The sequence below is a fragment of the Methanobacterium alcaliphilum genome, assembly GCF_023227715.1.
GTDB lineage: Archaea > Methanobacteriota > Methanobacteria > Methanobacteriales > Methanobacteriaceae > Methanobacterium_E > Methanobacterium_E alcaliphilum.
Map to the genome: position 1 here is coordinate 19,550 of NZ_JALKIF010000012.1, position 19,867 is coordinate 39,416.

Here is a 19,867-nt window from a genome sequence, read left to right on the forward strand (position 1 = left end):
CTTGGATAAAATAATAATTCAGCCAGAACTTTGTGATGGCTGTTTAGACTGTGAGGAAGCATGTGGAAAGCTCCATGGAGCATCCAGAATTATGATCCGAGAAATTGAAGGATCATATTATCCAATTATCTGTCAACAGTGCGAAGATGCTCCCTGCAAGACTATCTGCCCTACAGAAGCTATTGAAGATAAAGAAGTTCAATCAGAGAAGTGTATTGGATGCGGATTATGCATGATGGTGTGCCCATTTGGTGCAGTGGTTCTGGAAGATCGTAAAGCTCAAAAATGCCATCAATGCCCAGATTATGATACGCCCTCCTGTATTAAGGCTTGTTCTAAAAGAGCCCTTACTTTAGTAGATACTGAAAAGTTAAAACTGGAAAAACAGAACAAACACATAGCAAAGATGGCTGGAGTTGGAAAGAAGCCAAAAGGTTCCGACGTAATCCACCTATTAACTGCTAAAACTCGAGCTAAAGGAGCTTTTAAATAGGAGGAATGGGATGAAAGAATTAGTTTCAAAACCAGAACTCTGTAATGAGTGCATGAAGTGCGAAAGAAACTGCCCACAAAATGCCATTAGGGTTATAAGCGGAGTTCCCGTGTTTTGTATGCATTGTGCTCCTGAAAGGGCTCCTTGTTTAAATATCTGTCCAGAAGATGCTATTGAAGAGATAGATGGTGCAATTATCATCTTGAAAGACAAATGCATTGGTTGTGGCCTATGTCGTGATGCCTGCCCCATTGGTGCTATCACCATGGATGAGAAAGGTATCGCCGGAAAATGTGATTTATGTTTCAACCTAGAAAAACCACTTTGTGTCTTAGCGTGCCCAACTGAAGCTCTAAAATCAGATTCTAAAGAGTTAATTGCAGGTAAACAAGATAAAATAGCCAAAGAACTGGAAAGACTAAAAAATATTATGAAATATTAATGTTATTCCCAAATCAGTTCAATAATTTATTTTTTTATTTTCTTTATTATTTCTGCAATTACATCTGATTGATTATCTAAAAAATTATATTCTTTAGAACAATTCAAAACAATAACTTATTTATCAGAAATTACTAATCCTAACTATATTAAAAGTTTACTTGACTACAAGGCAGGAAAAACTGCATATTTATATCATATAATAAACGAATTTTTACTTTATTGAGGTTCTCCCATGATATCTACAAAAAGGATAGAAGATACCATTTGCCAATTATTCCAAACAGCTGTTATCAATTTGCCGTCAGATGTTAAATCTGCGCTTCAAGAAGCTTATGAAAAAGAAGAAAGTGAGCTTGGCCTTTTAAATTTGAAGGCAATTCTGGATAATATTGATATGGCAGAAAAAATGGAGATTCCTATGTGCCAGGATACAGGACTTCCCATAATTTTTGTGAAAATGGGGCCTGTGGAAGTTGAGGATCTTTACCAAGGGATAAAAAATGGGGTAGAAAAAGCAACTGAAGAAATACCCCTTAGGCCAAATGTGGTAAATCCAATTAGTAGAAAAAACACAGGGACCAATATTGGAAAAGAAATACCCCAAATAGACATAGAACTGATTGAAGAAAACCATTTGGAACTTACAGTTTTCCCAAAAGGTTTTGGATCGGAAAACAATAATGCATTGAAAATGGCTTTGCCTGGTGAAGGTATTGACGGCATAAAAAAATTTGTTGTTGAAACTGTTATAAAGGCCCAAGGAAAACCATGCCCCCCTGTTGTTGTAGGAGTAGGTGTGGGTGGATCATCCGATATGGCAATGAAAATGGCTAAAAAGGCATTATTAGGCAAATTAGGCCAAAGAAATCAGGACAAACTTATTGCCCAACTAGAAGAAAAAATCTTAGCTGAAATCAACCAATCCGGCATAGGTCCTATGGGATTAGGTGGTAAAACCACCGCACTGGATGTTAAAATATTAACTGCAGATACACATACTGCCGGCCTACCCATAGGTGTTTGCATTCAATGCTGGGCAGATCGTCATGCTACTGCTATTTTAAAACCGTGATTTATTTTATAATTTTTTAATAAAACTAATTTTTAGAAATTGATTTTTAATTAAATGAAGGATTAAACCACACCTACAGTTCACATTTAGTAATATATTTTACACTTGAAGTGTATGTCTAAAGTGGTTTTATAGTCTTAATAAAATTACCCCAACAACAACCGAAATTATTCCACCTATTTTTGTTAGGGAAAATTTATCTCCTAAAAATAGAACGGCTGCAATGAACGTGAATAATGGAAATATAGCTATTAAAGGGACTACAACAGACGCATCTCCAGATTTAAGAGCATAATAATAAAATAATTGACCTAAAAGCGCAGCAAAGATACCTTCCAATGCAATAAAAGTCCATCCAGTCATACTGACATCAATAAGCGGACTAACATCCTTGTTTAATATTAACCAGAATAGCATAATTCCACTTATAATGAAACTTCGAATAGATAGTGCAATTACCGGATTAACGCTTTCTAAACCTAATTTTCCAAATATGGGGGCAAGTCCAAAACAAAAAGCCGTTAGCATGGCGAAGATATAATAATTCACGGGATCAACCTCAATATCTTGAAAAGTTACATTAAAAAAGAAAGATATATTTTAGCTAATAAAAGAAAATTTAAATAAAATCAGGAAAACGTCCCGATTATGGTTTTTCGCAAGTTATCATGAAAATAGTTCGATCACCAATACTAACTGCACGGTCCCCCACCCTTTCCAAGAATCTAGCCACAAAGAGCAGATTAATCAAATAGTATATTGCTTCTTTATCATCAAACATACTACCAGTTATATGTTCTAATGCCTGATCAAAAAGATCATCGACTTTATCGTCATCATGCCTTAGCTCTTTTGCCATGTCCATGTTTTGATCTAAAAATGCATAGATTCCTTTGCTGAGCATCATCTGAACAAAATCAGCCATGTGTTTTAGATCTTCTTTTGGTTTTTTAGGTATTTCTTCGTCTTTTAAATTTCGAGAAGCTTCTGCTATATTCGCTGAAAGATACGCAATCCTCTTAAGATGACTGCCTACTTTTATACATGCTTCAATAAACCTTAAATCACGAGCAACAGGTTGTTCGGCAGCAATAATGCTTATACATTTTCTTTCTAAGTTGAAAACCAACTCATCAATTTCTTTACTGTCTTTTATAATTTCTTCTGCCAGTTTTTCATCATAGTCCATAAATGTAGTAACTGCATTTTTATGGGCTTGAATGGTTCTTTGGCCAACATCTTCCACTTCTTTTCTTAAATCCTTGAGTCTTTTTCGGAACAATATCCGCGGGTATCTTTTTTCCATAATAACCCTCCCTAATCTTTATAGCCAACTAATAAACTTTCTACATCATCCTCTGATGGTACCCTAATTCGATATTTTGAAAGTAATGATTCTCTCGACGAAAAATCAGAAACATTTTCATTTAGTATTAAATCAATTTCAATAGGTAGTGAAAGCTTACATTCTTCATTTAATTCCATCAAAGTATCAAACAAACTTTCATCTGTTTTATAAACTTCTAAATTCGATTTAGATACTATTTTAATTAATTTCATGGCATTATTTTCATAAAATTCTTCCAACGAATCCACATCCATACACCAGGACCCTACAATCAAATCACCTTTAATGAAAATTATTCCTTCATTATCTAGATTTAAAACCCTCAAATATCCAAATTCTGGAAGATGAGATCTTTTTAAGTTACTGTAGTCCATAGTTTTTGGATTATCAGTGGGGAGCCACATTTTATTCCTCATTATTTATCGCATTAAAACATTATAAAACACTTTATGGTGCATTACTCTTTTTCCTACAATCATGTAAGCTATTCTGTCCGCCATCCCCATTACATGGTGCCCCATACTCAACAGATTTCGGCCCACTAACATCAGATAAGTGGATGAACTGGCTAATGAATCATCATCATACTGGGCAAACATCTGGTTATAAAAATCTTGGATAGTGACATAGTTTTTTGTGGACCTTTTGAGGAGTTGAATATCCTGACTTATTAACGCTCCCATAGCATCTTTAAGCATTCCCTGAACCGATTGGGACATGAAATTTAAATGGGGTGGTTTATAAGGGTTACGAGAATTTTGATTAGCATCTATTGCATATCTAGCAATATAAGCTGCTAGAATGTTTATTCGCTCTAATTCAATAGATGTTCTAAGCACTGCTGCACCCATACGCAGATCCTTAGCTACAGGTTGGTGGAGTCCTAAAATTTTAAGACATTCATGTTCTATTTTATGACTTTTTTCATTTACAGTAGCTGTTAATTCTATAATATTCCTTGCTTTTCCAAGATCTCCATCTAAAAAACTGTTTACTGAGTCATTTATTCTATCAGCGGTCTGTTCACTATATCCCAGAACTTCTTGGCTTAATGCAGATAGTTTATTTTCAAGAATAACTCCAATCAATTACTTCACCCAAATCTACCAGTAATATAATCTTCAGTTCTTTTATCTTCTGGTTCTAAGAACAGTTTTTCAGTGAGGCCACTTTCCACAATTTCCCCGTGCAAAAAGAAAGAAGTTCTTTTGGAAACCCGGGTAGCTTGTTGCATGTTGTGAGTTACGATGATTATTGTGAAATCATCCTTAAGTTTGTGTATTAAATCTTCTATTTTGGTTGTGGAAATAGGATCCAATGCAGAACATGGCTCATCCATAAGTATTACTTCTGGTTGAATAGCAATAGTTCTTGCTATACATAATCTTTGTTGTTGTCCACCAGAAAGACCCATTGCAGATTTATCTAACTTTTCTTTCACTTCTTCCCATAGGGCAGATGCTTTTAAACTTTCTTCCACTCTTTCTCGAATAATTTCTTTATCCGCTATTCCATGAACTCTCATACCATATGCTACATTATCGAAGATGGACTTAGGGAAAGGATTGGGTTTTTGAAATACCATTCCCACTTTTTTTCTTAAATCCACCACATCCACTTTAGGATCATAAATATCTTCACCATCTAAATAAACAACACCCTCGTGTTTAAATCCAGGAATTACATCATTCATTCTATTTAAAGTTCGGATAAATGTGGATTTTCCGCACCCAGACGGGCCTATGAGGGCTGTTACTGTGTTTTTTGGAATTTTAATGTTTATGTCTTTTAAGATATGTGCATCGTCAAAGTGAACATTTAAATCTTCAGCTTCTATTCTATTCATTATTATCGCCCCATCATCTTTTTCTGGTAGCGTTCTACCAGAGTATTGGTGACTACTGTAATTACAAGCACTAAAATAACCAGTACGGCTGCTGTACCAAATGCATTATCCATAGAAATCCCTTCTGTAGCCAGGACATAGAGATGCAATGGTAAAGGCCGTCCAGGATCAAATATAGAAATAGGCATTGCCAGGGCAGACCCGACTACAAACATTATAGCTGCTGCTTCAGATATGGCTCTTGCCATCCCCAATATGACTCCAGTTGTGATTCCCGGAATCGCTGCAGGTAAAACTACCCGATAGATTGTTTCCCACTTAGTGGCCCCTAATGCCAAACTTCCTTCACGATAAGATTTAGGCACTGCTTCAATTGACACTTCTGCCACCTGGAAAATAGTGGGCAAAGCCATAAGTGCCAGTACTAATCCTCCTGAAAACAGGGACCAGCCCATTCCCAAAAATATAACGAAGAATGATAATCCAAATAGCCCGAATACAATAGAAGGGATGGAAGCCAGAGTTTCTGCCCCAAATCGAATGAGTTTCACTATATTATTTTCACCAGCATATTCTGCCAGATATACTGCGGCCCCCACACCCAGAGGTGCAGCTACAATACCTGCGATGAGAGTAACGTAAATACTGGAAACAATCATAGGAGCTATTCCACCAGCTTTACCCGAGTCAATAGGTTTACCTATTAAAAATTCCAGGTTAATTACAGGCAATCCTTTAATCAAAATATAACCAATGATAATAATCAAGATTATTATGGTTAGTATCCCAGATGCCCAGAAAACCCCTTTCATAATCTTTTGAGCATTTTTTGGAGAAATTACCCTAAAAGGCATGGACTATTCCCTCACATCTGTAATTTTCATCAGATTGTTTTTTGAGGAAGTTCATAAATAACCTCCTCCAATAACCACTTTTTTCTTATAGTGGAAGTAGTTGGCAATAATTAACAGCACCATTATCATAATAAACAAGACTACTGCAGTTCCAAACAAGGCATTATAATGGAGTCCTGTTGCATAACCCATCTCCAAAGCTATATTTGAAGTTAAAGCCCTCACTGGGTCCAATATAGAATGAGGTATTTGAGTTACATTACCGGCTACCATAATTACAGCTAATGTTTCTCCCACAGCACGACCCATCCCCAAAATAATAGCAGTTATAATTCCAGGAATAGCCGCAGGAAATATAACATTTTTTATGGTCTGCCATTGGGTAGCTCCTAAAGCAAGGGATGCTTCTTTATATTCATGAGGTACAGAACGTAAAGCATCCTCTGACACACTGATAATTGTAGGTAATATCATTATAGTTAATATTATGGATGCTGTAAACATACTAAAACCAGTACCCCCAAATTGAACCCTTATTACAGGTACCAACACAATTAACCCGAAAAACCCATATACTACTGAAGGAATGCCCGCTAAAGTTTCAATAACTGGCTTTAATATCCGCCTCATATTTTTAGGTGCGATTTCAGCCATGAATATAGCACATAATAATGACAAAGGCACAGCCATAACCAACGCCAACGCGGTTAGGGCAATGGAGCCTATAATCATGGTGAAAACCCCGTACTGATCCTTAGATGGAGCCCATTCCATTCCAAATATGAACTGTAAGAATCCGTATTCCTGAAATATAGGGAATCCTTCTCTGAATACAAAGGCTATGATTATTAGAATTGCAATTATAGAAAATATTGCCGTTATGAACAGGCCCTTTTCTATTAAATATTCTCCCATTTTATTTTTATTCATAAAGCACCTCGAATAATTATAGTAGATTAATTCTTGAATATTTAGATGAATTTAATAAATTTATGAATAATCCAACCGATCTAAGTGTCATCTGAAACATTAGCTATAGCTGGAACTATTTTTTCATTTCTAACGATAGATTGTCCTTCTTCTGAAAAGACCCAATCAATAAATTCTTTGGTTACACCGGTAGGCTCTCCTTTAGTTAAAAATTCAAAAGGAACCTGTAATGGATATGAACCATCAGCAATGGTTGTCTCAGATGCATTTATTCCATTTACTTCAATGCCTTTAACATCAGAACTCATATGAGATAATGATACAAAACCAACGGCATACGGATCTTGTTTAACAGCCTGTTTAACTGCTTCAGTCGAACCTTGTACAATAGCATCAGGCCGGATTTCAGTTTTATTCATTACCAGTGATTGGAAAGAACTTAATGTGCCAGACCCTGATTCTCTTACAACTACATGAATAGTAGCGTCTGCACCACCTACCTGATTCCAATTAGTAATTTTACCACTGAAAATATCTCTTAGTTGATCTACAGTGAGATCATTAACTTTATTTTGAGTATTTACTGCAATTACAATTCCATCACGGCCAATTATAAATTCCTGCAGATTACCCTTTTCATCAGATTTAAGTGATTTTGAACTTGTTCCAATGTCAACTATTCCCTGTTCTGTGGTTCGGATACCCATTCCAGATCCACCCCCCTGAACATTAATTTTTACATTAGGATGTTCTTCCATATACTTTTCTGCAAGCTTTTCTGCCACTGATTGTACTGATGTCGAGCCAGCAATTTCAATACGGTCATATTGAACTCCTGGTTTAAAGAGCATGTAAGCTCCAATGATTATTAATATGATAATTATACCTAACTTAATTTTCGAGTCCATGCCATCACCTATTGTGAATAATTGCTTATTCATCTATTTAAATAGTTCCGTGCAATAGTGATAGAAAAAACTCGAGACGAACTTTAATGAATTTTAAAAGCATTTTAAAAAGCTTATTTGTATTTTAATTTTATTAAATCCTTTTAAAAAAATTAAGGACATTAATAAAAAAAATCATTAATGTGGTTTTTAATCCACATTAACTAGCTTGCGTTGGCAGGCACTACTTTTTCTTCTTTGATTATAGCTTGACCTTCCGGCCCTAATACCCAATCAATGAATTCCTTTACTTGGCCAGTAGCGTCACCTTTAGTCAAGAATAAAAATGGTCTTTGGACTTCATAGGTTCCATCAGCCACTGTAGATTCTGAAGGTTCAACACCGCCAATCTTTAGTGCTTTAACACTGTCATCAAGGTTAGCTAAAGATATGAAACCTATAGCATTTGGATCTTGTTTAACAGATTGTTTAACAGCTTCAGTAGAACTTTGTACTATTGCAGTTTTTAATATTTCAGTTTCTTTGCCCATTACAATTTCTTGGAATGCATCTCTAGTACCTGAACCATCTTCCCGAGTAATGACATTTATTTTAGCATCTGATCCACCGACTTCTTTCCAGTTGGTGATGTTACCACTAAATATGCCTTTTACCTGGTCAGCAGTTAAATCACTTACACCATTTGCAGTGTTTACTGCAATGACAATTCCATCTTTTCCAATTAAATATTGGGTTATGCCTGCTTTGTCTTCATCTTTTAGTTCTTTGGAACTGGTACCAATATTGGCAGTGCCCTGTTGAACACTGGTTATACCTACACTGGACCCTCCACCCTGAACATTAATCTTTACATTAGGGTGTTCTTCCATATACTTTTCTGCGAGTTTTTCAGCAACAGGTTGCACAGAAGTTGATCCAACTATTTCGATAGTGGATGATTGACTTCCGCCACCAAGCGCCAATACGGCGCCGACTATGATTATTATAGCAACGATTATTCCTATGATGATTTTGGTGTCCATTTTATCACCTCACCCTATACCTTATCTTAAGAGTATTTAAATGTTGCTATTTAGTGTACTAATATACACTTTTAGTGAACAAATATTGATTAAGGTGTTAAAAGCAAGTAAAAAAAGACCAATATTTCTCCTAATAGGAACATTACTACCTAAAAAGCAATAAGTTTAAATATTGGCCATGTAATATGAAAAGACATTATGATTAGTGAAAATGTGCTCAAAGATATTTTTAAGCCTAATAACTTAAAGTGGAGAACTGCAATAACCAAGGTTGAACCAAATCGAATACTCACAAGAGGCTATTTGCAGGAAAAGCTAATAGGGAATATCTCTTTTGCAGAAATGGTTTATCTTTTAGTTAAAGGAGAATTACCATCTAAAAATGAGGCAAAAATGTTAGAATCAGTTTTAATCTCATTTTGCGATCATGGCGTTACACCTCCCAGTACCCAGGCTGCACGACTCATTGCATCAGCTGGATCTCCCCTAAATACATGCATAACTGGAGGACTTTTAGCTTTTGGAAAAAACCACGCAGGAGCCATAGAATTTTCTATGGAAATGCTTCAAGAGGGAATTCAAAGGACCCGTTCAGATCTGGATATCGACAAAATCGCCCAGATAATGGTAGCAGAATCAATGAAAAATCAAAAAAAGATTCCTGGATTTGGGCATCGTTATCATACAGAAGATCCCCGAGCACCTCGATTAATGGAATTGGCTCAGAAAAATAAATGTTTTGGGCGCCACTGCGAGCTGGCACTGGAGATTGAAAACATTTTATTTGAATCCAAAGACATACGTATGAACATTGATGGTGCCAACGCAGGAATATTATCTGATTTAGGATTTGATTGGAGACTTGGAAGTGGCATATTCATGATAGGACGCCTTCCGGGACTTATGGCCCACGTTCATGAAGAAATTAGCCGGGACCCACCATTTAGAAAAATCTTCCACAATGATGAAATATATTACGATGGGGAAGAGGAAAAACTCTAAGTCAAAGATATATAATCTCAGTAATAGTTCCCTAAATGGAACTCATTTTTTAAAATTTTTATTTATAATTATTATAACTAAAAATTCCACATTTAATTTTTTTTTATAAGAATATAATATCCAACTTCACCCCAAATCAATTTTTTATAAAATATATAATACCATTATGCACAGAATATTAATATAAATAAGTCAGAGGTAGTTTCATGGATCCGGAATATGAAAGTGCTAAAAGAAAGGTAAAAGAATTGAAAGGGTTTTATAACCATCTATTTATTTATATAATGGTAAATGTAACCTTATTTATTATAAATATAATATCCTCCCCTGGCGCCTGGTGGTTTTATTGGGTTACTGCATTCTGGGGAATCGGATTACTATGGCATGGCGCAGGAGTTCTATCTGAAAACAGATTATTAGGAAAGGACTGGGAAGAGAAGAAGATTCAAGAATATATGAAAAAAGAGAAAAAATAATTCATTTTCCATGATTTTTTTTAATAAATTAGGGAGATTGTTCTCTTCTAAAACGTTCAGGAGTAGTCGTTCTAGGAATATTGCGATAATACTCCGCGGCAGTATCAACTATCTCCATAGAAATATCACCGACTCTCTCAAATGCTTTAACCACACGTGACAGTGAAATATAGTAAGTTGAGCGGTCAACATCTTCAAAAGTGGTTTCTGCCATTTGAGTAGCGATGCAGTTAAGAGCTTTCTTTTGGATTTGGTGAATTTTTTCTTCATAATCCATGACTTCATTTTTCAATTCCAGTTTTTCCGTGATAAATGCTTCCATGGACCATTTTACCATCTTACGAGAGGTCTGGTACATGCTTTCCAAATATTTCATCATTTCAGCATCAATCTCATATGATTCTTTTATGATAAAATTGGCTATGATCCCCGAATGATCCCCTATACGTTCCAGATCATAAGCTATTTCACTGAAAACCATAGTTTTACTAAATTCAGAGTAAGGATTAATAGCTATTGCAGTATCAACAGAAGATCTGACTTTTTCATGCATTTTATTTGTAGTGTAATCCATTTTAAGGGCTTCATTGGCCATTTCTTCACTATTTTCAGATAATGAATTAAATGACATTTCTAATTGTTGGCAAACATGTTCAGCCATGTCTTTTAACATTTCTTTAATAAAAAAACTCCCTGCATATTCTCTGGAAGTTCTCTCTTCTTCGAACATTTCAGAAAATTCATCAAATTTTTGAAGATCCACAATATATGCTCTTCTAACCACACCTTTTTTTACCATAGGTTGTAATAATTTAGTAACATATCTTCGGGTTATTCCCAATTTATCTGCTATTTCATCTTGAGTTGCTGGATTTTCGTAAAGTATGATATCCAGAATGGATTTAAGAGTCGTATTTTTAGTTTTTTTATTCATAATATCCCTAATCATTCCCTGATTCTCTTTCAATATCTGAATTATCACCATTAATTTTCTCAGGTTCTTCTTTTTTCTTTTCTCGGATTATAGCAATAGCTTCTCCAAACAGAGATAAAATAACAAAGCTTAAAGCCAAAATAGCCATCAATGATATTAGAAAGTCAAACTGGCTGAATAATTTTGAATAAAGCTTTACTAAAGGTGAATTGATATCCAGTAATCCTCTTAAAAGGACCACAATACCGACAGATGATAATATATACCCATAAGTCCGTTTTATGTTTTCAGACTGTATGATAGGGAGAACACCCATCAATATTAAACCGATTCCAATAAATCTAAATAGATTCCAACCAGTAGCTCCCTCTAACAAATAAAATATCTGTACCCACTTATAATGCAAGGGCATTAAAATATAAATTAGTTCTATGCCTAAAATAATTAGAAGCGGAAAAACATAAACTAACCGGGTTTCGACTTTCTGGGTTCTTACCCTACCTAATGGTTCTTTAATATAATGAGACATAAGCTGATATAACATTGACCCTAAAACAGCACCTATTACTGTCCCACCTATTCCCAGTTGAGTGGTGGTGAATGCAACTATGCCGGATATAACTCCAGCCATCAATATATCAAATGACTTTGACATTTAAATCACTAATAAACTACTTAACTATGCATTAAACATGTTTTTAATCTTTTTAACAATTAATTTATAATTCTTATATTGCATATTAATTTTCTCTATTCGAGAACTATTATACTTATTTTGGAATAATAAAATAAAAGTTTATCCATACTGAAAAAAATGGAAATGAAAAATATAGAAATCAATAAAAAAAATAATGTCACTTACTATGCATTAAGTGTTTGTAAGAACAAATAACATACTCTTCCTCTTCCACTTTAACTGAATAGTTAGCCATTTCTTTTTTATCACCAGTTTCTGTGTTTATAAGGTTAACCATAATGTCTTCATCCCTTATTAATAACTGGTTGTGTGAAGGGAAAGTAGTACCCCTTAGTTTACGTGTTGTTGCTGTTCCAGAATTAAGAGTAACCATCTTCTCCATCATCCATACATTAGGAACGTGTTTATGGCCATTAAGAACGAAATCCACACCACATTCAACAAATAATTTCATTAAATCTCCTGAATCAAGCAATATATTTCTTTCACGCCCAGTTTGAGGTATAGGGAGTAGGTGATGGTGGAAGGTGACTATTTTGCACAGATCATCAGGTAATTTTTCCATTTGATTGCGCAGCCAATCCAACTGATCAGTTCCTATCTGACCGTCATTAATATCCGGTTCAGAAGAATCCATTCCCACAATAGCAAAACCCCCAGTTTTGTCAATATGAACAAATTTACGGCGCCCGATTTCCTTTTCGAAATGGATTAAACCAACATTACGAGCATCATGGTTTCCAGGTATAATGTAAGTATTAGTAATAGCTCTTAAATCTTCCACAAATTCACTGGCCTGTTCGTATTCATGAGCATAACCTTCTGTAGTTAAATCTCCCGACACAATAATTAAGTCTGGATTTTCTTCTGCAAGTTGATTTAGAAGATTGTCTTTTAACTGCGATGAAAAATTTTTTTCGCCGAAATGAATATCAGATATTTGAGCTATTTTTTTCTCCATTAAAAATCACCTATAATAATAAACCCACTTACTCATTGGTTGTTCTAATTTTTTATTAACAATATTCAGCCGGAGATTTTGAGATTATAAAAAATCTTAGCTAATAAATACTGCTCATGAAAAATAGAAAAACAACCATAAAAAGCCTTAGGGGGGATTCGAACCCCCGACCTATGCCTTACCAAGGCATCGCTCTACCGGCTGAGCCACTAAGGCGTTTCCATAAGGAAATATCATTGCAAATAATTAATTCGAGTATTATATGGGTTTAGAAAAACTCATTTATATAATTTTCTATCGTATAATAATACTTAAATTCTTTTTTAAGTAAAAAGATATATGAATTTCATTTAAATTAAATTATAACAGATATAAATGCAGGGGAAGGGATTCGAACCCTCGAAGGCCTACGCCAGAGGATCTTAAGTCCTCCCCCTTTGGCCGCTCGGGCACCCCTGCATACTATCGTAAATTGTACAATATCATATATTAACTTAACGGTTATTAAATAGAACATAATTAATACTCAAGATTTGTTAAAAATACCATTATATAAATCAATACAAGCAGAAATTTACTAATCTCCACTTAAAAAGTAAATATTGAATATTTTTTAAATTAAAAAAATATAATGTGCTTAAATGGTTTTTAATGGTCATTTACACAAGAACAGAAGTTGACCATATAATTTTGAATCAATTAAATCTGTCCATAATCATGTTTAACAGCCACTTGAATAAAGTATTAAATAATTTAAATTATAATATTAATTAAAATAATGATTAATCTACAATCCACATTATTATTTAATCAAGGAAAGTCCATCAAAGGTGATTTATTGAAATTTTTGGAAAATAGGTGCGGTTACTGTGGAGCTTGTGTAAGTGTATGCCCGTTAAATATATTAGAACACGATGAGTGGAAGATCATACTAAAAGAAGGGTGCAAGCAATGCGGTAATTGTATTGAAGTATGCCCATTAGGAGCTATTGAGGAGATATAATGAACTATGACATAATCGTAGTTGGAGGGCGGGTTTCAGGATCAATAAGCTCATTATTTGCCTCAAAAAATGGGGCTGATGTTTTAATGATAGAAAAACATCAAGAAATTGGGACCCCTGTTCAGTGTGCAGGGGGTGTGAGTGATTCATTTTTTAAGCATATGGAAATGGATCCATTATCCCACAATATTTGCACCCGTGTTGAAGGTGCTAAAATTAACACCCCTGATGGTAATTCCATATCTGCAAAAAATAAAGGATTGTATGGTTATATATTAGAACGAAAACTTTTTGATAAAGATCTTGCAATAAAATCAGCGGATGCTGGAACAGACATAATGCTTAAAACAACATTAAAAGACCTAATAATAGAAAATGGGACTGTTAAAGGAGTAGTTGTTAGACATAATGGGGAACTTATAGAAATACGGTCAAAGATAGTAATTGCGGCAGATGGTGTTGAATCCCAAACTGCTAAAAAAGCGGGGCTGGATACCCATTTTAAAATAGAAGATCTTTGTTCCTGTGCCCAGTATGAAATGGTTGGCTTAGATGTGGACACAAACCTCATGGAATTTCATTTTGGGAGCAATATATCTCCAGGAGGTTATATCTGGATTTTTCCTAAAGGTGGCAACAGAGCCAATGTAGGGATTGGTGTTAGGAATTCACCAGGAAATGCTCATTATTATCTTCAAAAATTTATATCACAATTAAATGCCACACCAGTAGAATTTAATGTTGGTGCAGTACCTGTTGGTGGTCCGGTTAAAAAAACTTACACCGACGGATTATTAGTAGTGGGTGATGCTGCAGGACAAGTTGATCCATTAACTGGAGGAGGAATTCATATTTCAGCTAAGTGTGGTAAAATTGCTGGTGAAATTTCCGCTGAAGCTATAAAAAAAGAGGATACTTCCAGTAAATTCTTGAAAAAATATGAAAATTCCTGGAAAAAAAATGTAGGAAGCGGCCTGGAAAAATCATTAAAGTACCGCAAGATTTTTGATAAATTAACCGATGAAGACCTCAACAATTTACTTAAAGCGATTCAAGATCAAAACTTAGATTCAGTTTCCACATTTTCACTATTAAAAATGGTCAAAGGTTATCCTCAACTCTTAAAACTATTAAGGAGCATTTTATAAATATTGTAATTTATTAAGCTCATGCTCCAAAAAAGTGAATGGACGACCAATTCTTTAATTAAGTTAAAGAGAATAATATCAAAATTGCAATTTAATCTTATTAACTATTCATCTAACCCTACTTATTAAAAACGTTATATTAAACGGTGAATTTATGAATAAATTATCCCTTTCAGAATTTATAACAAAACACCAGAATAAATTTTTTTTGATATTGATTATATTATTCTCATTTTTAGTTAGATTAATACCGAGCAGAGGATTCAATTTTGCAGGTAATGATGCCTATCTTCATCATGATATTGTGATGAGAATAGTGGATCAGGGATTTGGTATTATTTCTAATGATCCATTATCATGGATGGGTTTGAGTTCTTATGGATACCCTCCACTATATCACATACTAGGCACATTATTGTACCAATTATTCCATACACCATGGGTATTCTTTGTACTCCCGGCATTATTAGGTGTGGGGTCAATCTTAGTCTTTTATAAGATATCTCAAGAGATATATGATGAGACAAAAATAGCCCTATTATCAACATTACTCTTCGCATTTGTCCCATCATTTGTAACCCGTACCGCAGTATTTATTCCGGAATCTCTAGGACTGTTTCTTTTTACATGTATCCTCTACTTTATTATAAAATACATTAAATCAATCCCTGGTTATGAGAATTTAGAAAATTTATCCATGAAGGGTTTTTTGAAAATATTTAAAGGTAATTATAAATATTTAATATTAGCGTTATTAATATGGATTGTTTATCTATTTACTCATAGAGGCTGGGTATTTTTAGGCATAACTCTGGCCATACTGCTAGTTACATTTCTTCTCCCATCCTGGGGGAAAAAACCAGTTACCATATCTTTAATCTTTTTAATAATAATTGCAGGATTTTTCGAATTTATATCAATCGCCGCAAGATTTCAGGATATTCCCGTTACAATACTTGGTTTTCCCAAATGGGTAGGGATTATCCAGATCATAGCCGGACTTTATGGAATATTCATATTTATAAAATCAAAAAATACAGTATATCGTTTCCTGGCACTATGGGCAATAATATTTTTATTACTTGGGTCTAATTCATTCAGATTTAGAGATCCCTATTCTGCCATCCCCCTTGCTTTAATTGGAGGATATGTACTTTATACAGCAATATTACCCAAAATATATGAGCTTTCCATTTGGAATAATTATAAGTTATTTGGAAAAAATATTGGCAAATACTGCCGAACATTGGTAATCTTGATACTTCTATTGACACCAGTGGCCCAAGGAGCATATATTGCTTATTCATCTGTTGTACAGGCGAGTCCTGGTGAAACTGAATCATTTGAATGGATAAATGAAAATACACCAGCCAATGCTACTTTTCTAACATTAAGAGATAATGCATATTTACTCATAGGAAATACTCAACGTAAAGATGTTGCTCTATGGAAAACTGTTTATGAAGGATTTATGGGCCAATCTCCCACATTAAAAGAGACCGCCGCAACAGTAGCTGATGTTGATATTATTTTTAGTTCATCAGATAAAAGTGAAGCATATTACATGTTAAAAAATTATAATGTGTCTTATATTTACATAACAAAAGAGATGTATGATATGGCTTCTATTAGATATGGATTGGCCAGTTATATGCCTTATGATACTCATTTTAAAAATTCATTTGATTCGGGAGATACTTCCATTTATCAGTTTATCCCAGACCCCGAATTAAAACCTCCCACAAACCAATTAAATATAACCTCCAATTCAGAGTATGCAAGAACTATTGGATTTATAGAAGAGTTTTGGAATGGGTATTCTTACTCCGAAATAGGGGGAAAGTATCAAAAAGACAAAGAACTTGATTTTGAATTTGGAGGGGATTATAAAGGCAATTATAATTTAAATGCTCAAATTGCATTATTATACAACCAACTATATCAAAAAACGAATAATATGGGATTAAATGATCGTTCAGAATATATTATTAATTGGTTGAATTATAAACAACGAAATAATGGTTCTTTCCCATCAAGTATTCCCCCAGAAGATTATACATTGACTACCATGGAAACAATTTATCCTTTAATGAATTTAGAAACTAATAATATTAATAAAACCCACATTTTAAATAGAGGTTCTGATTTCATTAAAAACCAAACTGGAACAGACTTCATAAATATTTCTGACTCAGAAAGAAATAATATTGAAAATCAACCAGATTATATCTCCCTCAAGACAGATGCTCAAATAAGTGGTATGAATGATACTAACAAAAAAAGAATTGTATCAAATATTATAATGCAGCAAAAAAGCGATGGTTCCTGGAGTGATCATGCTTATCAAAATATAGAAGTTCTTAAGGGATTGAGTCTTTACTATAATTTAACTTCTGATCCTAATGTAAAAGATTCTATTAAAAAAGGTGCTCAGTGGTTAAAAAATAATCAAAATAGTGATGGTTCATTTGTATCCGATGGAGATCCCGTTATTTATGGTGTAAATTATTATGCCGATGCTGCTTTAGTATATTACACAGTAAAAGATAATGAATCTGTCAATAAAACCATGCGATTTATTAACTCTCAAAATATCAGAATGGATACAACTCCATTGAAATCATATCTCACATTAATATTTGACCTGACTTATATTTATGGAGACGATAAAGCAATTCAAATTTCTAATCAACTTATTTAATTTTTTATAAGATAAAATTCATAATAATCATGAAAAGTAAATTTTGATTAAGAAATAGTTGATATCCCATTTATCCAGAAAAAATTTTCATGATCCACTATGTTTAGGGGGGATCATATAATTTATAACGAATATAGACCAGATGTAGACGAATTAGCAGCCAAAAAAGATGTTGAAGGTTTAATTAAAGCTTTAGAAAATGAGGATTTTATTATCCGGAAAGAATCCGCACATGCTCTAAAAAATGTTGGGGATTTACGTGCGGTAGATGCTTTAATAAAGTCATTAGAATATGACGACTGGCAAGCCAAATATTCCGTTTTAAGTAGTGTGCGTGCCAATTCTGCTGAGGCATTAGGAAAAATAGGAAGTAAAAAAGGAACATTACCTCTTATTGAAGCATTAGAAGATCCAGACAGCGAAGTAAGGTGGAAAGCTGCAGAAGCACTAGGAAACATTGGAGATAGAACTGCAGTGGATTCTTTAATTTTAGCATTATCTGATAAAGATAGTGATGTTAGAAAACATGCAGCAAGATCTTTAGGTGATTTGGAGGATAATAAAGCATTATATCCTTTAATAGATGCTTTAAATGATGTTGATTGGCCTGTGCGTAAAAATGCTGTGACTGCATTAGGAAAAATAGGGGATGAAGACTCCCTTAAATTCATTTTAAAAGCATTAGATGACAATGATATTGATGTTAGGAGACATGCCATTGGCGCTCTGGTTAAAATGAAAAAAACTGCCGTAAAACCCCTTCTAGATAAATTAAATAGCTTCGATTGGCAAACTAGGGCAATAGCTGCAGAAGCATTAGGGAGAATAGGAGATCGCAAAGCAGTTATGCCCCTTTCAGAAGTATTAAGTGGTCACAAGAAACGTGACGAAAATCGTTATGTTAGAGGAAAGGCAGCTGAAGCACTAGGGAGAATAGGGGATAAAAAAGCAATAAAATACTTGGAAAGTGCCCTGGATGAAAAGTATATATTCGTGAGAAAAAGGGCTCAAGAAGCTTTAAATTTAATTGAATTAACGCCCGAACTGGATCATTTTGAAAATGAAGAATTTTGTTTTGATTTTCCACTATTTTGGGATGTAGAAAACATATACAAATATGAGAAACTCATAATAGGTTATTGGCCGAGTAAAAGTTTTAAATTTTCAATAAATCGGAAAAAAAATGTAGATGACATTACTGCAGAGGATTTTGCAGATGTAATTGCCGATGTTTTTGAAGACCAAGATGCGGATAAAATTTCCAAATCCGAAGTTTCCATTGCTAATTCAAATGGATTTAGAGTGATAGGAGATAACCTCACCCTATCTCAGAGGACTCTAGTTTTTGTATTTAAAAAGTATGGTGATTTATTTTACTTTTGGTTTTCAGGAAACCCCAAAGACATGAATGAATCATATAAATACATTGAAATTCTGATAAACAGCTTCCACCTGAGATGAAAATAAAAAATTATTAAGAATAAAATTTAAGGTATAGGATAAAAATAAAAAATTAAATTAAATTTTAGTTTTATATGATTTCATTGCTTCTTCTAAGACCTCAGTAAAATCTACATCATTTCGTAGATCTTCCAGATCTTCAATTGAAAATATCTTAAGGACATTATCTTTACAAGCATCTACACAAGCTGGAAGTAAACAGTCAGAGTCCATGCATAATGTGCATTTTTGAACTGATTTTTTCGCATCATCTATAACTAAAATACCAATTGGACAGGCAATCATACATAATCTACAGAGGATGCATGAATCTTCATCTACCACTAAAGAACCACTTTCTTCTTTAATTGCACCCGTAGGACAGATCCTAGCACATGGTGCTTTTTCTGGATGGCACTGCAAGCAAAAAATAGGTACTGTGCTACTTTTTTTAGTTCTGGCTACCCCGTGTTCTTTTTTACATGCATTGATACAATCATAGCATTCACTGCATCTGTCAGGGTCAATTACCATTAATGTTTTCATTTAATCACCTTATAACTTATCTCTGCTTAAAAAAAGAAAAGA

General features: G+C 34.1%; 22 protein-coding genes and 2 tRNA genes. 9 read left to right on the plus strand and 15 right to left on the minus strand.

What is annotated here, in order from left to right; all coding sequences use genetic code 11:
- Position 1 precedes the first annotated feature (1 nt).
- The 3 genes from MXE27_RS09320 to MXE27_RS09330 all read left to right on the plus strand — a co-directional run bounded on the left by MXE27_RS09320 (position 2) and on the right by MXE27_RS09330 (position 2,009).
- Entirely contained in the window at positions 2-493 is a 492-nt protein-coding gene (locus tag MXE27_RS09320) for a 4Fe-4S dicluster domain-containing protein (RefSeq protein ID WP_248612161.1), read from the plus strand.
- A 10-nt stretch (positions 494-503) separates the two neighbouring features.
- Positions 504-935: a 4Fe-4S dicluster domain-containing protein gene (locus tag MXE27_RS09325; protein WP_248612162.1), complete on the plus strand. Its 432-nt coding sequence runs from the start codon at positions 504-506 to the stop codon at positions 933-935.
- Positions 936-1,169: 234 nt separating this feature from the next.
- A complete protein-coding gene (locus MXE27_RS09330; protein ID WP_248612163.1) occupies positions 1,170-2,009 on the plus strand; it encodes a fumarate hydratase in 840 nt (279 codons plus the stop codon).
- A gap of 129 nt (positions 2,010-2,138) precedes the next feature.
- Here the strand turns inward: MXE27_RS09330 and MXE27_RS09335 are convergent, their stop codons facing one another.
- From MXE27_RS09335 to MXE27_RS09375, 9 genes are all read right to left on the minus strand, one after another.
- Positions 2,139-2,558 carry an EamA family transporter gene (locus MXE27_RS09335; protein WP_248612164.1) on the minus strand — a complete coding sequence of 140 codons (420 nt, stop codon included), beginning with the start codon at positions 2,556-2,558 and terminating at the stop codon, positions 2,139-2,141.
- Positions 2,559-2,655: 97 nt separating this feature from the next.
- Positions 2,656-3,315, minus strand: coding sequence for a phosphate signaling complex protein PhoU (gene phoU / locus MXE27_RS09340; RefSeq protein WP_248612165.1), 660 nt, complete (start codon positions 3,313-3,315; stop codon positions 2,656-2,658).
- 11 nt (positions 3,316-3,326) lie between these two features.
- The gene (locus MXE27_RS09345) at positions 3,327-3,761 is read right to left on the minus strand and encodes a DUF2226 domain-containing protein (RefSeq protein ID WP_248612166.1); all 435 of its coding nucleotides are present in this window, start codon (positions 3,759-3,761) and stop codon (positions 3,327-3,329) included.
- Between the two features lie 15 nt (positions 3,762-3,776).
- On the minus strand, positions 3,777-4,445 hold the full coding sequence (locus tag MXE27_RS09350; RefSeq protein WP_248612167.1) for a phosphate signaling complex PhoU family protein: 669 nt from the start codon (positions 4,443-4,445) through the stop codon (positions 3,777-3,779).
- A 5-nt stretch (positions 4,446-4,450) separates the two neighbouring features.
- The gene (gene pstB, locus MXE27_RS09355) at positions 4,451-5,203 is read right to left on the minus strand and encodes a phosphate ABC transporter ATP-binding protein PstB (protein ID WP_248612168.1); all 753 of its coding nucleotides are present in this window, start codon (positions 5,201-5,203) and stop codon (positions 4,451-4,453) included.
- Positions 5,204-5,205: 2 nt separating this feature from the next.
- Entirely contained in the window at positions 5,206-6,057 is an 852-nt protein-coding gene (gene pstA, locus MXE27_RS09360; RefSeq protein WP_248612169.1) for a phosphate ABC transporter permease PstA, read from the minus strand.
- A 51-nt stretch (positions 6,058-6,108) separates the two neighbouring features.
- Positions 6,109-6,987 carry a phosphate ABC transporter permease subunit PstC gene (pstC, locus tag MXE27_RS09365; protein WP_248612170.1) on the minus strand — a complete coding sequence of 293 codons (879 nt, stop codon included), beginning with the start codon at positions 6,985-6,987 and terminating at the stop codon, positions 6,109-6,111.
- 80 nt (positions 6,988-7,067) lie between these two features.
- The gene (locus MXE27_RS09370; RefSeq protein WP_248612171.1) at positions 7,068-7,895 is read right to left on the minus strand and encodes a phosphate ABC transporter substrate-binding protein; all 828 of its coding nucleotides are present in this window, start codon (positions 7,893-7,895) and stop codon (positions 7,068-7,070) included.
- Between the two features lie 203 nt (positions 7,896-8,098).
- Complete coding sequence (locus tag MXE27_RS09375; RefSeq protein WP_248612172.1) at positions 8,099-8,917, minus strand: phosphate ABC transporter substrate-binding protein; 819 nt, start codon at positions 8,915-8,917, stop codon at positions 8,099-8,101.
- 198 nt (positions 8,918-9,115) lie between these two features.
- Between MXE27_RS09375 and MXE27_RS09380 the strand changes: the two genes are divergently transcribed.
- Together MXE27_RS09380 and MXE27_RS09385 are read left to right on the plus strand one after the other, a co-directional pair.
- Positions 9,116-9,919, plus strand: coding sequence for a citryl-CoA lyase (locus MXE27_RS09380; RefSeq protein WP_248612173.1), 804 nt, complete (start codon positions 9,116-9,118; stop codon positions 9,917-9,919).
- A 206-nt stretch (positions 9,920-10,125) separates the two neighbouring features.
- The gene (locus MXE27_RS09385) at positions 10,126-10,395 is read left to right on the plus strand and encodes a 2TM domain-containing protein (protein ID WP_248612174.1); all 270 of its coding nucleotides are present in this window, start codon (positions 10,126-10,128) and stop codon (positions 10,393-10,395) included.
- A gap of 28 nt (positions 10,396-10,423) precedes the next feature.
- Here MXE27_RS09385 and MXE27_RS09390 read toward each other — a convergent pair whose 3' ends face one another.
- The 5 genes from MXE27_RS09390 to MXE27_RS09410 all read right to left on the minus strand — a co-directional run bounded on the left by MXE27_RS09390 (position 10,424) and on the right by MXE27_RS09410 (position 13,446).
- Complete coding sequence (locus tag MXE27_RS09390) at positions 10,424-11,329, minus strand: phosphate signaling complex PhoU family protein (RefSeq protein ID WP_248612175.1); 906 nt, start codon at positions 11,327-11,329, stop codon at positions 10,424-10,426.
- Positions 11,330-11,336: 7 nt separating this feature from the next.
- Positions 11,337-11,984, minus strand: a complete 648-nt coding sequence (locus tag MXE27_RS09395) for a hypothetical protein (protein ID WP_248612176.1) — start codon at positions 11,982-11,984, stop codon at positions 11,337-11,339.
- 199 nt (positions 11,985-12,183) lie between these two features.
- Positions 12,184-12,987 (minus strand): metallophosphoesterase family protein, encoded by an 804-nt coding sequence (locus MXE27_RS09400; protein WP_248612177.1) that lies wholly within the window; start codon positions 12,985-12,987, stop codon positions 12,184-12,186.
- Between the two features lie 143 nt (positions 12,988-13,130).
- Positions 13,131-13,203 (minus strand) — tRNA-Thr (locus tag MXE27_RS09405).
- 160 nt (positions 13,204-13,363) lie between these two features.
- Positions 13,364-13,446: transfer RNA gene (locus MXE27_RS09410), tRNA-Leu, on the minus strand.
- A gap of 379 nt (positions 13,447-13,825) precedes the next feature.
- On the opposite strand from MXE27_RS09410, the gene MXE27_RS09415 reads away from it, so the two are divergent.
- From MXE27_RS09415 to MXE27_RS09430, 4 genes are all read left to right on the plus strand, one after another.
- Positions 13,826-13,990 carry a 4Fe-4S binding protein gene (locus MXE27_RS09415; protein WP_248612178.1) on the plus strand — a complete coding sequence of 55 codons (165 nt, stop codon included), beginning with the start codon at positions 13,826-13,828 and terminating at the stop codon, positions 13,988-13,990.
- Positions 13,990-15,138: a geranylgeranyl reductase family protein gene (locus MXE27_RS09420; RefSeq protein WP_248612179.1), complete on the plus strand. Its 1,149-nt coding sequence runs from the start codon at positions 13,990-13,992 to the stop codon at positions 15,136-15,138. The genes MXE27_RS09415 and MXE27_RS09420 overlap by 1 nt, the downstream gene beginning before the upstream one ends.
- Before the next feature lie 154 nt (positions 15,139-15,292).
- The gene (locus MXE27_RS09425) at positions 15,293-17,839 is read left to right on the plus strand and encodes a glycosyltransferase family 39 protein (protein ID WP_248612180.1); all 2,547 of its coding nucleotides are present in this window, start codon (positions 15,293-15,295) and stop codon (positions 17,837-17,839) included.
- 99 nt (positions 17,840-17,938) lie between these two features.
- Entirely contained in the window at positions 17,939-19,300 is a 1,362-nt protein-coding gene (locus tag MXE27_RS09430) for a HEAT repeat domain-containing protein (RefSeq protein WP_248612181.1), read from the plus strand.
- A gap of 57 nt (positions 19,301-19,357) precedes the next feature.
- Here MXE27_RS09430 and MXE27_RS09435 read toward each other — a convergent pair whose 3' ends face one another.
- The gene (locus MXE27_RS09435) at positions 19,358-19,825 is read right to left on the minus strand and encodes a 4Fe-4S dicluster domain-containing protein (RefSeq protein WP_248612182.1); all 468 of its coding nucleotides are present in this window, start codon (positions 19,823-19,825) and stop codon (positions 19,358-19,360) included.
- Between the last annotated feature and the right edge of the window lie 42 nt (positions 19,826-19,867).

Bases quoted from the DNA above. Each gene is read 5' to 3' on its own strand.
- MXE27_RS09325 (WP_248612162.1), top strand. From the start codon at position 504: ATGAAAGAATTAGTTTCAAAACCAGAACTCTGTAATGAGTGCATGAAG.
- MXE27_RS09330 (WP_248612163.1), top strand. From the start codon at position 1,170: ATGATATCTACAAAAAGGATAGAAGATACCATTTGCCAATTATTCCAA.
- phoU (WP_248612165.1), bottom strand. From the start codon at position 3,315: ATGGAAAAAAGATACCCGCGGATATTGTTCCGAAAAAGACTCAAGGAT.
- MXE27_RS09345 (WP_248612166.1), bottom strand. From the start codon at position 3,761: ATGTGGCTCCCCACTGATAATCCAAAAACTATGGACTACAGTAACTTA.
- pstB (WP_248612168.1), bottom strand. From the start codon at position 5,203: ATGAATAGAATAGAAGCTGAAGATTTAAATGTTCACTTTGACGATGCA.
- pstA (WP_248612169.1), bottom strand. From the start codon at position 6,057: ATGCCTTTTAGGGTAATTTCTCCAAAAAATGCTCAAAAGATTATGAAA.
- pstC (WP_248612170.1), bottom strand. From the start codon at position 6,987: ATGAATAAAAATAAAATGGGAGAATATTTAATAGAAAAGGGCCTGTTC.
- MXE27_RS09370 (WP_248612171.1), bottom strand. From the start codon at position 7,895: ATGGACTCGAAAATTAAGTTAGGTATAATTATCATATTAATAATCATT.
- MXE27_RS09375 (WP_248612172.1), bottom strand. From the start codon at position 8,917: ATGGACACCAAAATCATCATAGGAATAATCGTTGCTATAATAATCATA.
- MXE27_RS09380 (WP_248612173.1), top strand. From the start codon at position 9,116: ATGATTAGTGAAAATGTGCTCAAAGATATTTTTAAGCCTAATAACTTA.
- MXE27_RS09385 (WP_248612174.1), top strand. From the start codon at position 10,126: ATGGATCCGGAATATGAAAGTGCTAAAAGAAAGGTAAAAGAATTGAAA.
- MXE27_RS09390 (WP_248612175.1), bottom strand. From the start codon at position 11,329: ATGAATAAAAAAACTAAAAATACGACTCTTAAATCCATTCTGGATATC.
- MXE27_RS09395 (WP_248612176.1), bottom strand. From the start codon at position 11,984: ATGTCAAAGTCATTTGATATATTGATGGCTGGAGTTATATCCGGCATA.
- MXE27_RS09400 (WP_248612177.1), bottom strand. From the start codon at position 12,987: ATGGAGAAAAAAATAGCTCAAATATCTGATATTCATTTCGGCGAAAAA.
- MXE27_RS09420 (WP_248612179.1), top strand. From the start codon at position 13,990: ATGAACTATGACATAATCGTAGTTGGAGGGCGGGTTTCAGGATCAATA.
- MXE27_RS09425 (WP_248612180.1), top strand. From the start codon at position 15,293: ATGAATAAATTATCCCTTTCAGAATTTATAACAAAACACCAGAATAAA.
- MXE27_RS09430 (WP_248612181.1), top strand. From the start codon at position 17,939: ATGTTTAGGGGGGATCATATAATTTATAACGAATATAGACCAGATGTA.
- MXE27_RS09435 (WP_248612182.1), bottom strand. From the start codon at position 19,825: ATGAAAACATTAATGGTAATTGACCCTGACAGATGCAGTGAATGCTAT.